9 protein-coding genes are annotated in these 13,063 nt (G+C 67.0%); 5 read left to right on the top strand and 4 right to left on the bottom strand.

What is annotated here, in order from left to right; all coding sequences use genetic code 11:
- Positions 1 to 468 precede the first annotated feature (468 nt).
- The gene (locus ABEU20_RS24200) at positions 469 to 3,210 is read right to left on the bottom strand and encodes a beta strand repeat-containing protein (RefSeq protein WP_420166935.1); all 2,742 of its coding nucleotides are present in this window, start codon (positions 3,208 to 3,210) and stop codon (positions 469 to 471) included.
- A gap of 854 nt (positions 3,211 to 4,064) precedes the next feature.
- On the bottom strand, positions 4,065 to 7,238 hold the full coding sequence (locus ABEU20_RS24195; protein ID WP_420166934.1) for a beta strand repeat-containing protein: 3,174 nt from the start codon (positions 7,236 to 7,238) through the stop codon (positions 4,065 to 4,067).
- A gap of 586 nt (positions 7,239 to 7,824) precedes the next feature.
- On the opposite strand from ABEU20_RS24195, the gene ABEU20_RS24190 reads away from it, so the two are divergent.
- Positions 7,825 to 8,313: a PaaI family thioesterase gene (locus ABEU20_RS24190; RefSeq protein ID WP_420166933.1), complete on the top strand. Its 489-nt coding sequence runs from the start codon at positions 7,825 to 7,827 to the stop codon at positions 8,311 to 8,313.
- A 135-nt stretch (positions 8,314 to 8,448) separates the two neighbouring features.
- Here the strand turns inward: ABEU20_RS24190 and serS are convergent, their stop codons facing one another.
- Positions 8,449 to 9,708 (bottom strand): serine--tRNA ligase, encoded by a 1,260-nt coding sequence (gene serS, locus ABEU20_RS24185; protein WP_420166932.1) that lies wholly within the window; start codon positions 9,706 to 9,708, stop codon positions 8,449 to 8,451.
- 30 nt (positions 9,709 to 9,738) lie between these two features.
- Positions 9,739 to 10,161, bottom strand: a complete 423-nt coding sequence (locus ABEU20_RS24180) for an ankyrin repeat domain-containing protein (protein ID WP_420166931.1) — start codon at positions 10,159 to 10,161, stop codon at positions 9,739 to 9,741.
- Positions 10,162 to 10,221: 60 nt separating this feature from the next.
- On the opposite strand from ABEU20_RS24180, the gene ABEU20_RS24175 reads away from it, so the two are divergent.
- From ABEU20_RS24175 to ABEU20_RS24160, 4 genes are all read left to right on the top strand, one after another.
- The gene (locus ABEU20_RS24175; RefSeq protein WP_420166930.1) at positions 10,222 to 11,295 is read left to right on the top strand and encodes a septum formation family protein; all 1,074 of its coding nucleotides are present in this window, start codon (positions 10,222 to 10,224) and stop codon (positions 11,293 to 11,295) included.
- 1 nt (position 11,296) lies between these two features.
- Positions 11,297 to 11,647 carry a metallopeptidase family protein gene (locus ABEU20_RS24170; protein ID WP_420166968.1) on the top strand — a complete coding sequence of 117 codons (351 nt, stop codon included), beginning with the start codon at positions 11,297 to 11,299 and terminating at the stop codon, positions 11,645 to 11,647.
- Between the two features lie 132 nt (positions 11,648 to 11,779).
- Positions 11,780 to 12,088, top strand: coding sequence for a PE family protein (locus tag ABEU20_RS24165; RefSeq protein WP_420166929.1), 309 nt, complete (start codon positions 11,780 to 11,782; stop codon positions 12,086 to 12,088).
- 43 nt (positions 12,089 to 12,131) lie between these two features.
- Positions 12,132 to 13,063, top strand: a 932-nt coding sequence (locus tag ABEU20_RS24160; protein ID WP_420166928.1) for a PPE domain-containing protein, incomplete at its 3' end; no start/stop codon positions are given.

The raw sequence follows: 13,063 nt of genomic DNA, 5'->3' as shown, positions 1-13,063 counted from the left end.
CGAATCGATGATCGGGCCATCTCTTACTTCCTTCCGATGCACTGTGCGGTGTAGATCAGCGAATCTGCCGCATTGCCAGTGGTTTACAAGTCACAACCGCCGCCCCCGCGACACCCATCGAGTCTCCCTGTGCAGTGGTAGGGGATGAGCGCCAACAGGGTATCGGACGATCGTCCAGTTTCGGGGCGAAATCGGGCGATTCCGCCGCCGACAACGCCGAGCGAGAACCTATCGACGTCGCAACGAGCGACACGAGACAACCGGGTCCGCCTTCGAATTGAAGACTTGCTTTGCGCTGACCGAGCAGGCCTCGAGGGACATCCCGCTGGTACGTGCACTCGACATGCGGTTTCGGAAACCCACCGGACAATTCCATATCCGGATCGAATCTGGGTTATCCGTCATCGGAGCCGATCGTGACCCCCGTTCTGGATCGCCAGGGGTCACGATCAGCTCATTCGAGGCTCGTCAGAAAACGAACTCCAATCCGCTCAGGCTGCCCAAGGATCCGAGATCCAGCGACCCGGTACCACCCGTGCCTCCCCCGGACTGCGCGACATCGAGGGTCTGCGTCGCCGACGTCGAACCCGCCACACCCGTGCCACCCGAGTACACCGCATGGATCAGACGCGGCCCGCTCTGCGTGAACGTATGCGTGAGCTCAGCAACCCCGTCGACCACCGGAACCGGAGCACCGATCTCGACACCACCGTCGAAGAACTGCACCGTTCCCGGCAACGACGGCGCACCGATTACCTGCGCCCTCAACACATACGGCGCACCGGCCGTCGGCGACTGCGTCGACGCGATCACCACCGACGACACCACATCCGACGGATTCGGAGCCGACACCACCACCGGACGGTCGACCGACGTCGACCCCACGAAACCGGCATCAGCGGTGTACACCGCGGAGACCTGGCGCGTCCCCACCGACGTGAAAACGTGGTCGATCGAAGCGGACCCGTTCACCAGAACCACCGGCGACCCGATCGAGCTGCCGTTCTCACGGAACTGCACCGAACCCGTCGGCACCGCCGAACCCGACTGCGCCTGCACCGACACCGACAACGTCGTCTCCACACCCGTCGTCGCCGACGCCGGGACACCGACCAGTGTCGACGTCGCGACATCGACCGGAGCCGGATCCGTCACTGTCACGGTCTGTGCCGATGCCGTCGAACCAGCGAAACCGGTTGTGCCGGAATACCCGGCCGACACCGCGAACGAACCGGACGCAGCGAAGGTGTACGGGATACTCGCCTGGCCACTACCGTCCAGAGGGACTGGAGCACCCACATCGGTGCCGGCCACCGTGAACTGAACTGTGCCGCCCGTCGGAACCGGTGAGACCGCCACCGACAACGTCATCTGCTGACCCGTCACGGCAGTCGCGGGCGCGGTCACCGTCGTGGTGGTGTCCGTGTCGAGGGCCACCGGAGGGGTCACCGTGACGTTCTGCGCCTGCGCTGCAGAGTTCGTGAACCCGGCAGCGCCGGTGAACTCTGCAATCACCGCGAACGAACCGGCAGCATTGAACGTGTACGGCAACGACGCCGCGCCACCGGCCACCGTCACTGGCGCGCCGACAGCAGCGCCGTTTACCTTGAACTGCACCGAACCCTGCGCATCCGCCGGTGTCACCTGAGCCGACAGTGCCACAGCCTCGCCGGTCTCAGCCGTGGCCGGAATCGTCAGCGACAGCGACGTCGTCACGTCTGGGTCAGTAACCGTGATCGACCCCGGCGAAGTCGCCGACACATCAGCGAAACCAGGCCCACCCGTGAACGACGCCTCGATACTGTGTGCACCCAGCCCCGTGAACGTGTGCGGAAGCGTCGCAACACCATTCACCACCGGAACCGGAGAACCGATCGGGGCACCGTTGTCGGTGAACTGAACAGTGCCGACAGCACTCGACGGATTGACTGTCGCCGTCAGATCCACTGACGCACCCGCCGTCGCCGAGTCAGGGACCTGGACCGACAGCGACGTCGTCACATCCGAATCTGACACCGTCACGGACTGCGCACTAGCCGATGAGTTCGTGAAGCCGGCAGCACCGGCAAACTCAGCCGTCACCGCGAACGAACCAGCAGAATTGAACGTGTACGGCAACGAAGCCATACCACCGGACACAGGAACAGGGGAACCAACGGCGGCGCCGTTCACCTTGAACTGCACCGACCCCTGCGCCGCGACCGGGGCGACCGTTGCAGAGAGGCTCACCGGTTCACCCGTCTCCGCAGTGCCCGGCGCTGTCAGCGACAGCGAGGTCTCCACATCGGGATCAGTTACCGTCACACTCTGCGCAACAGCCGAAGAGTTGATGAAGCCCGCTCCGGCAATAAAATCGGCACCGACACTGTGTGCACCCGGCGTCGCGAACGTGTGCGACAGAGTTGCAACACCATTCACCACGGCAACCGGAGATCCGATCAGGGCACCGTTATCCGTGAACTGTACTGCGCCCTCCGCCCCGGAAGGTGACACTGTCGCCGTCAGATCCACCGACGAACCAGTCGTCGCCGCGCCCGATGCCTGGACCGTCAGCGACGTAGTCACATCCGGATCGGTCACCGTTACGGACTGCGCATTCGCAGTGGACGACGCGAACCCGGCGCCACCGACGAACTCCGCGGTGATGTTGTGCGCGCCCGTGGTCGTGAACGTGTGCGGCAGTGTCGCCTGGCCGCCCGCAACCGTTACCGGCGAACCGATGGCCGTGCCGTTGTCCTTGAATTGCACCGTGCCGGCAGCATTCGACGGGGCCACAGACGCCGACAGGGTCACCTCCGTACCCGTCACCGCCGTCCCCGGGACCGACACCGTCGTACCCGTCGTCACCGGGGCGTTCACCTGCACGTTCTGCGCCGGAGACTGCGACGAGTTCGCGATCGCCGTGCCCGGGAACTTCGCCGTCAGACTTCGCGCACCCGCTGTCGTCGGCGTCCATGCGTAGGTTCCCACGCCCGAGCCGTTGATCTGGCCCTCACCGAGCTTCGTCGCACCGTCGTAGAACTCGACAGTGTTGCCCTGCGCGGCGCCGGAGACCGTCGCGGTCAGCGTCACCGACTGCCCCGTCAGGATCGGCGTCGGCACCGCGGCCAGGGTTGTCGTGGTGGCGTCCTTCGACACCGTGATCGTCGGTCCCTTGTTCTGATAGGTGCCGTCTGCGCCCGAACTCCCCGACATATGGGCGGTCGTCATCAGTGCCGTATCACGCGCGCAATCTGCGCCGACAACGTAAGACACCTCTAGCGTCCACGACTTCGGATTGAGCAATCCGCCTTTTGCATACACCGGCCACTGCGTAACACTGCCCTCGATTCGAACGAAGTCCGGGCCGGTACTTTCCGGACTACGCGCCGAACCGTTGACCTTTGCAGATCCCGGAACGTACGTCAGACACGTCGGATGGACATCTTTAACCGCATACAGATACTCGAGACTCGAGCGCTGGAACACCGTCTTCGACGTGATCGTCTCCCCGACGGCCGGGGACACATTGCTGATCGTCCGCGTGAAATACCGGCCACTGGCATCCCACTCTGCGGTACCCGGCGCCGCAGTCGCGGATCCGACACCCACCGTCGCCGCAAATCCCGCAGCCATTGCGAATACACTCACTCCGCCGAGTATTCGGCGTAATCCCCTGCCAACCATGCACTTCCCTCTCGACGACGACGGTCGGTCGTCAGCTCAATGGATCAGGTTTCGACCTGGGACACTGCGCCGATGAGTACCGAGCCGGGGCGCGCTGCAGGGCCCACGCCACCCCCTGCAGCCAATCCGCAGCCCGACTCCGCGTCTGAAATGCGAGTCGAACTCTATCGGACAAACGTCCAAGTCGAGGACGATTGGCCAGAAACGACTGTGGCCCTCCGCACAGGAGCGCGCAGGGCCACACCCGATTTCACCTCAGGAGTCAGAACCCGAAGCGGAGTCCGCTCAGGCTGCCGAGGAGTCCGAGGTCCAGCGATTGATGTGGTGACGTCGCGGAACGACCACAAGCGGGGCCACGTCCGGATGGACGGAGCCCCGCCTGGGCCGTCAGTTACTGCTTACGAACCGAAATTCAGGTTGCCAAGCAGGCCGCCCAGAATTCCGCTCAGGCTGCCCAAGCTGCCGCTCGAGCTGCCACCGGAGACCTGGATCGTCTGCGAACCCGAGGTCGAGTCCGCGACGCCCTGGCCGCCACTGAACACAGCGTGGATGCTGTGGGCACCCGCCGTGGTGAAGGTGTGGTTCAGAACCGCGACGCCGTCGACAACCTGCACCGCGCCCCCGATCGGGGTGGCCCCGTCGAAGAACTGGACCGTACCGCTGACCGGAGCATTACCGGCGCCGGTCACCTGAACCGACAGCTGCACCGCTGCACCCTTGGCCGCGTTGGCCGGCACCGTCAGGACGGTGGCCGTCTCGACATCGGCCGGCGTCGGGACCGTAACCACGACCTGCTTGGCCGCGGCGGTGGAGCCCGTGAATCCGCTTGCGCCGCCGAACGTCGCGGTGATGTCGTGCGTGCCGACGGTGGTGAAGGTGTGCGACAGCGTGGCGACGCCATCGATCACCTCAGCAGTGCCGAGCGAGGTTGCGCCGTCGAAGAACTCGACGTTGCCGCCACTCGGAACGACCTCCGAGGTCGTGGAGTTGTACACGGTCGCGTACAGGTTCTCGACCTCACCGGTCTTGGCGTTGCCCGGCACGGCCAGCATCGTCGTGGTGACGACGTCGATCGGGGTCGGGTCCGAGACCGTCACGGTCTGCGCCGACGCCGTCGAGTTCGCGAAGCCGGTGGCACCGGTGAACGCGGCGGTCACCGACTTCGTGCCGGCCGAAGTGAATGCGTGCGACAGCGTCGCAGTGCCACCGGACACCGTGACCGGCGAACCGACGGGGTTGCCGTCGACCGAGAACTGCACCGCGCCCTGAGCATTGGCCGGAGTCACCGTCGCAGTGAGATCGACATCGTCACCGGTCTCGGCGGTAGCCGGAACCTGCAGTCCCAGAGTGGTCTCCACATCCGACGGAGTCGGATCCGACACCGTGACCGTCTGCGCTGAGGCGGTCGAAGTGGTGAACCCGGCAGTACCCGAGTACACAGCCGAAACATCGTATGCGCCGGAAGCATTGAACGTGTACGGCGCCGTTGCGCTACCCGATGCATCGACGTTCACCGGGGCACCGACATCGTTGCCGCCGACCTTGAACTGCACCGTACCGCCGGTCGGGACCGGAGCCACCGCGGCCGACAACGTCACCGAAGTCCCGGTCTCGGCCGTGGCGGGCACCGAGACCGTCGTCGTGGTCTGAGTGTCCGGAACAGCGGGGTCCGTGACCGTCACGGTCTGAGCCGAAGCGGTCGACCCGGCGAATCCTGCACCGCCACTGTAGGTCGCGGTGATGCTGTGCGAACCTGCCGTCGTGAAGGCATGCGACAGGGTCGCGGTACCGTTCGACACCGTCACGGCGTCACCGATATCCGTGCCGTTGTCCTGGAACTGCACCGTGCCGATCGCGCCGACCGGAAGCACGTTCGCCGTCAGATCCACGGCGGTGCCCGTCTCCACGTTCTGCGGAACCGTCAGCGAGGTCGAGGTGACGACGTTCGGATCCGTCACAGTGACGTTTTGCGTCTGCGTCGCGGTGGAGCCGGCGAATCCCGCGTCACCCGTGAACACGGCGCCGATCGCCTGAAGCCCGGCGGCCGAGAACGTGTGCTGCAGCGTCGCAACACCGTTCGACACAGTCACCGGCGAACCGATGTCGGCGCCGTTGGCGGTGAACTGGACCGTGCCGGTCGCGTTCGTGGGCGCGACGTCGGCCGTGAGGGTGATCGAGGAGCCCGTCGCGGCAGTGGCCGGAGCCGACACCGTCGTTGTCGTCTCCACATCAGGGACCACCGGATCGGTGACCGTCACGGTCTGGGCACCGGCGACCGAACCCGTGAAGCCGGGTGCGCCGGTGAACTCGGCGGTGATGCTGTGCGAACCGGCCGCCGCGAACGGGTGGGACAGCGTCGCTGCACCGGCCGCCACGGTCACGGGGGAACCGATGTTGTTGCCGTTGTCCTTGAACTGGACCGAACCCTGCGCGTTCGAGGGTGTCACGTTGGCAGTCAGGTCGACAGCCGTGCCGGTCTCGGCATTCTGCGGAACCGTCAGCCCCAGCGTGGTCTCGACGTCGACCGGAGTCGGATCGGAGACCGTCACGGTCGAGGCTGCCGACGTCGATCCGGTGAAGCTACCGGTCGCGGTGAACACCGCAGTCACCGAGTGCGAACCGGCCGCGGTGAAGGTGTGGTTCAAGCTGGCAGCGCCGCCGGACACCGTCACCGGAGAACCGAGGTCGGTGCCGTTGTCCTGGAACTGGACCGAGCCTGTCGCATTGCTGGGCGTGACGGTGGCCGTCAGCGTGACCGACTCACCGGTCTCCGCCGTGGCCGGAGCATTCAGGGTTGTGGTGGTCGACTCCTGCGCGGCAACGACATTGATCGTCGCCAGCGGGCCGGCGCCGGCGTTGAGGGCCGCGGACTTGTTGTCCCGCGGAGTGCATCGGGTGGGTGCCCACTGCGTCCCCAGGAAACTAGCCCTGGCCAGCGAGGTGCTGAAGGACTCTTGAGCACCGTGATTGGCTGCGTTGCCCTTGATGCGGACGCGAGGCGTGACGACGCCCGCGTTCAAGGCCTTGACCGTGACGTCGACGGCGGGCAGGCGGAACCACGTTTCGCCACTCCCGTTGGTCGAACCATCGAGATTCTTCTTGGACTTCGGTACTCGAATACCGCCCTCTGAGTTCTGACTGGTGCTGGGGCCATTGCCGATGGTCTGGTTATTTCCGGACAGTCGAATCACACGCCCGTTCGCATCAGGCTGACCGGAGTCGTTCACCAGCAGAACATTTGGGGCCACGTTGTCGAGACCGACCGCTGTGCCAGGCACCACCGCGCCGCTTACCCACTCGGTGTTGTCCGGGAGCTCGTAGTCGTACTTCAGTCGGGACAGGTTCGTCGTGGTCGCACCGGACTGCTTGTCCGGGTAGGACGATGCATTCGGCTGGATCCGGTAGGTGAAGGTTTCGCCGGGCGCTACCTGAGTGGGCGCGTCGACAGTCATCGACGCGCCGACGTTCTGATCCTGATCGCCGATGAGACTGCCGGCAACACACGCACTCGTGAAGTTTGTCGTGGTGGTCACCGCATTGGCCGGGGCACCGACCAACATCACACCTGCCACGAGCGCTGCGCCTGTTACAGGTGCGGCACAGCGCCTGATTATCGAATTCTGCATGCACACTTCCTTCTGAGAAGCTGCGGATGGGGGGAGGGAATCCGCATAGGTCGGTACACCATAACGACGCGGTTACGCCCTCGTATCCCTTTTTGAAATCAAACGTCCAAATGTTGCTGACAGTTAGCCATGGTCCGATGAAAGCTACTGTCCAGTAGGAAGCCGGGGCGCACCCGCGCCCCAGATTTATCGAGCTGTCGTTCCGACAAGCCTCTCACCTCCACCGATGTTGCTGGACAGGAGTCCAGTAACATGGAATCTTCGGGGTTTACATAGCGCGCCAGATCTTTCACCCCGGAATTAACCCTCCCCCGTCCGAAGCGGCCGATCCGGCCCGAAGTTCGATCCCGGCGGCCGAGCGTCAGCCCTTGCCACACTGTCGGCAGGCCTCGAGTTTCGCGCGAATGTGTAGAACAAACAGTTACTCGGTTCAGTTCGGGAATCCGCATTTCTGAATTTGATTTCAATTTCGGGCCGTCGTCGAATTCCTCGGGTCCACCGCTCCGCGAGCCGACCCGGTACCGTCCGGGGCGTGTCCACCGAACGTCAGCGCACCTATACCTGGAACGACCCGGCCCCGATCGCGGAGGCCAATCGGCACCTCAGCGGTCTCGAGTTCGTCCGCGGACTCGTCGACGGCACGGTCCCGCACCACCCGACGGCGTCGACGCTCGGGTTCCGCGTCACCGACGCGCGCGAGGGGTTCGTGGAGATCACGGCGGAACCGCAGGAGTGGCACTACAACGCGGTCGGCAGTGTGCACGGTGGCGTCATCGCCACGATGATCGACACCGCGATGGGATTCTCCGTGTCGAGCACGCTGCCCGCCGGCGTCGGCTACACCACCCTCGACATCACCGTCCGCTACATCCGCGGAATCAAGGGTGACGGCGGATCGATTCGGGTGCACGGCTTTTCGGAGCACACCGGCCGCACCACCGCAACCGCGCGCGCCGAGGTCCGCGACGACCGGGATCGGCTGCTGGCCACCGCTTCGACCACCTGCCTGATCCTGCGCTGACTACCCGCCTCCGAAAAGCTGAAGGGACCCTTCATGCGCTCGCAGCGCATGAAGGGACCCTTCATGCGCTCGCAGCGCATGAAGGGACCCTTCAGCTGTAGACGCTGAAGGGACCCTTCAGCTGTAGACGGAAAACTACGGCGCGGTCAGCACCTCACGCCCGACGAAGGGCACGAGCGCAGCCGGGACACGCACGGAACCGTCTGCCTGCTGGTGGTTTTCGAGGATCGCGACGAGCCAACGTGTGGTGGCGAGGGTGCCGTTGAGGGTCGCGGCGGTCTGCGGCTTGCCGTTCTCGTCGCGGTATCGAACGCTCAGGCGGCGCGCCTGGTACGTGGTGCAGTTCGACGTCGAGGTCAACTCGCGGTACGCCTGCTGCGTGGGAACCCATGCCTCGCAGTCGAACTTGCGGGCGGCCGACGAACCCAGGTCGCCGCCGGCGACGTCGATGACGCGGTACGGGAGCCCCATCGCGTCCAGCATGTCGCGCTCCCACGCGAGCAGACGCTGGTGCTCGGCGTCGGCATCCTCGGGCCTGCAGTAGGTGAACATCTCCACCTTGTCGAACTGGTGGACGCGGATGATGCCGCGGGTGTCCTTGCCGTAGCTGCCGGCCTCGCGGCGGAAGCACGACGACCAGCCGGCGTACCGCTTGGGGCCGTTCGACAGGTCCAGGATCTCGCCCGAGTGGTAGCCCGCGAGCGGTACCTCGGAGGTGCCGACGAGGTACAGGTCGTCGTCGGCGAGGTGGTAGACCTCGTCCGAGTGCTGACCGAGGAACCCGGTGCCCTGCATGACCTCGGGGCGCACCAGCACCGGCGGGATCATCATCGTGAACCCGTTGGCCATCGCCTTCTGTGCCGCGAGCTGCAGCATGCCCAGCTGGAGCATCGCACCGAAGCCGGTGAGGAAGTAGAACCGCGAGCCCGACACCTTGGCGCCGCGCTCCATGTCGATCAGCCCCAGCGACTCACCCAGCTCGAGGTGGTCCTTGGGCTCGAAGTCGAACGTCGGGATCTCGCCGACGGTCTCGAGCGTGACGAAGTCGTCCTCGCCGCCGGCCGGGGCGCCGTCCTGCACGATGTTGGAAATCGCGCGGTGCGCCGCGTCCAGCTCGGCCTGCGCCTCATGCTGCGCGACCTCGGCGTCCTTCACCTTCTGCGCCAGTTCCTTGGAACCCGCGAGCAGCGCCGGGCGCTCCTCGGGCGACGCCTGCCCCACCTTCTTGCCGAACGCCTTCTGCTCGGCGCGCAGCGTGTCGCCCGCCAGGATGGCGGCACGGCGGGATGCGTCGGCCTCGAGCAGCGCATCGACCAGACCGGGGTCTTCGCCGCGGGTGCGCTGCGAGGTGCGGACGGCGTCAGGATTCTCGCGAAGGAACTTGAGGTCAATCACGACCACAAACCCTACTTGGTTACGCCGCGCTCACTCCGGGTGCTTCCCCAATATCCGCAGATAATCCTCGCGTCCGAACATGCGTGCGGCATCGAGCGCCGACGGTTGCCCGGACTCCGCGTCCGCCCCGGCGGCGACCAGCGCGGCCACCACGTCGTCCTCGCCCTTGAACACCGCGCCGGCCAACGGCGTCTGCCCGCGGTCGTTGGGGCGGTTCACGTCGGCGCCGCGCTCGACGAGGGCACGCACCGCGGCGGCGTGCCCGTGGTAGGCCGCGAGCATCACCAGCGTGTCGCCGCTGCCGTTGGTGAGATTCACCGGGACACCGGCGTCGACGTACTGCGCCAGCGTGGCCGCGTCGCCGCTGCGGGCCATGTCGAACAGACGACCCGCCAACTCCTGCACGTCCGCGGGGTCCCCGCCGTCCTGCCGATCGGGAGATTCCTCACTCATGCCGCACGAACCTACGCGGAAACTTCGGCAACCGCGCCCGATGCGGGCATTATGTAGGCGATGTCCGACGAGCAGCCACAGCCGACTCCAGGCCCGGAGCGGGGCCGACACCTGTCCGCCCCCGTGACCAGGCGGGCTCTCGCGTTCGTCGCGATCGGCGCGATCCTGGCCGCGATCGCCACGATCTTCCTGGCCGGCGGGTTCGACCGCGGCGAGAATCTTCCGACGCACACCAGCACCGTGGGGCCGCAGCCCACCGGCGCCGTCGCCGGCGACGCGTTCGGCTCCGCCACCAAGGGTGACTGCCTCACATGGTCCGAGGCCGACGCGAGCGATCTCGAGCAGGTGGACTGCGCGCAGCCGCACCAGTTCGAGGTGGCCACCGACATCGACCTCAGCCTGTATCCCGGCGTCGAGTTCGGACCCGGCGCCAAGTTCCCCGGCGTCCTGCGCTTCTCCGAGCTCCGCGACGAGCAGTGTGCGCCGGCCGTCTCCACCTACCTGAACGGGCGGTTCGACCCCAAGGGCAAGTTCAGCGTCGGACTGATCAACCCCGGCGAGGCCGGATGGTCGGCGGGCGAACGGACCATCCGCTGCGGCCTGCAGTTCTCCGGGGTCACCGGGACGCTGCTGCCGTTCCAGGGGATGGTGGCGCAGCAGGATCAGTCGAAGGTGTGGGACGTGGGCACCTGCGTCGGCATCAACCAGAACGTGCCCTCCGATCCCGTCGGCTGCGCCCAGCCGCACGCGTTCGAGGTGGTCGGCGTCATCGACCTGGCCAGCCAGTTCCCCGGCGGCATGCCGTCCGTCGAGGATCAGGACCGGTTCCTCGAAAAGGCGTGTACCGACGCCAGCACCGGCTACCTGGGTTCGCCCGACGTGCTGCGCGACAAGACGCTGACGCTGTTCTGGGACAACCTGGACCTCGACAGCTGGCTCGTGGGCAGCCGCAAGATCAACTGCTCGATCGGCCAGGAGGTCGACGGCAGCGGTTTCGCCACCATAGTCGGCAGCGCCAAGGGCGAGATCCTGATCAACGGGCAGGCCCCCGTCCCGCCTCCGGCCGCCCCCGACGGCCGCTCGATGCCCACCCCGCTGCCCGGTGCGGCACCGCTGCCCTCGACCGGTGGCTGAGATGACCGTGACCATGACGGGCGCCCGATTCGAGGAGCTGGTCTCGGAGGCGCTCGACCTCATCCCGCCGGAGCTGGCCCGCGCGATCGACAACGTCGTCGTGCTGGTCGAGCCCCGCAACGACGAGGAGCCGTCCCTGCTCGGGCTCTACCAGGGCATCGCGCTCACCGAGCGGGACAGCCACTACGGCGGCGCGCTGCCCGACACGATCACGATCTACCGCGACGCGATCCTCGACGTGTGCGAGACGGACGACGACGTCGTGCACGAGGTCATGGTGACGGTGATCCACGAGGTGGCGCACTACTTCGGCATCGACGAGGACCGGCTCCACGAACTCGGCTGGGGCTGACCCGCCTCCCCGATCGGATTTTTCGTCGGTTTCACATGGAACCGACCGGCCTCCTCCGGCGTCCAACCAATCGAGGAACAAGCCTGCCGCTGGTTCCGGTTGCCGCCGCCCCGAGCCGAGGAGTGCACCGCCATGTCGGACCACGTGTATGTCGACCCCGATGTCCTTCTCGCCGCGGCCGGCGAGATCGAGGCGCTCGTCGCTCGTCTGCAGACCTCCCTGGCCGTCCACTCCCCCGCTCTCGATGTCGCGCCGTCGGGCGCCGAGGAGGTGTCGGTGCTGGCCGCCGGCTATTTCAACCGACTGTCGGGCAGCTTCGGTACCGCCGTCGGCCGCGGCATCGAGGAGCTGACCGCGGCCGCCGCGATGCTCCGCGCGCAGGCCGCCGCCTACCGGGAAGAGGACCGGACGCTCGGCACCTCGCTCATCGCCGGCATGTGACGCCGCGCATCAACCGACCGTCGATCTCGAGGAGAAACGCAGCATGACCATCGGTGTCACCGGCGTCGTCTGGATGCCGCGCGGGGCAACGGTCAACTCGACCGCACTCTCGGCCGGGGCCGGACCGGTGCCGCTCGGCGCGGCGAGTCCGGCCTGGGCGGCGCTGTCGGCGAGCCTCGCCGACGCGGGCGCCACCCTCAACCGGGTGATGACGGAACTGCGCGCGGGCTGGGAGGGAGTGGCGGCCGACGCCGCACTCGGCCGCCTCGCACCGTTCACGGCGTGGATCGAGCACACCACGGCGCTCGCCGCGGAGACGTCGACCAAGGCGTCCACGCAGGTCGGGTCGTACACCACCGCGGCACTGACCATGCCCAGCCTGCCCGAGATCACCGCGGTCAAGACCGCGAAGACGGCGGCGTACAGCACGGGCGGCGTGCTCAACGGATCCGCAGCCGCGACCGAGGCCGCCGACCGTGCGATGGACTTCCGGGCGGGGATGGTGATGGAGGCGTACGAGGCGGCGTCGAGCATCGTCGCGACGCCTGAGACGTTCACCCAGCCGCCACCGCTCACCAGCGGCGGTACCGCCGGGCTCGACGCCCGGGACGCGGGCGAGGTGGCTCGGCGCCGGCTCGAGGACGACTTCCGCACCGATCCGGTCGGCACGGTGGCGGCGGTCGCCACCGCGTTCGCGCAGAGCCCGGGCGCCGCGACGGCGGCCTCGCAGCTCGGCTCGGCCGCCGGCGCCGTCTCCTCTGCCACTTCGGCCGCCGCGAACATCGGAGGCGCGGTTCTCGGCGGTCTCGGTGGAGGCGCGCCCGCGTTGCTTGGCGCCGCCCCGAACGGCACCACCGGAGACGCGCGTCCGGCTGGACCCCGGCCCGGCGCATCCGGCGCCGTTTCCGGCGTGTCCGGCCCCGCCGCCTCCCGAGCCGCCGGAGTGGGAGGCGGGGCCGCCCTGCCCGACGGCTG

It is taken from the genome of Rhodococcus parequi (assembly GCF_046042785.1).
GTDB classification, from domain to species: Bacteria; Actinomycetota; Actinomycetes; order Mycobacteriales; family Mycobacteriaceae; genus Prescottella; species Prescottella parequi.
The sequence above is the reverse complement of the archived record's forward strand: the minus strand, read 5'-3'. Positions and strand labels throughout refer to the sequence as shown.

Coding starts and splice junctions, on each gene's coding strand:
- ABEU20_RS24175 (WP_420166930.1), top strand. CDS start 10,222: ATGTCCGACGAGCAGCCACAGCCGACTCCAGGCCCGGAGCGGGGCCGA.
- ABEU20_RS24200 (WP_420166935.1), bottom strand. CDS start 3,210: ATGACGACCGCCCATATGTCGGGGAGTTCGGGCGCAGACGGCACCTAT.
- ABEU20_RS24180 (WP_420166931.1), bottom strand. CDS start 10,161: ATGAGTGAGGAATCTCCCGATCGGCAGGACGGCGGGGACCCCGCGGAC.
- ABEU20_RS24165 (WP_420166929.1), top strand. CDS start 11,780: ATGTCGGACCACGTGTATGTCGACCCCGATGTCCTTCTCGCCGCGGCC.
- ABEU20_RS24170 (WP_420166968.1), top strand. CDS start 11,297: ATGACCGTGACCATGACGGGCGCCCGATTCGAGGAGCTGGTCTCGGAG.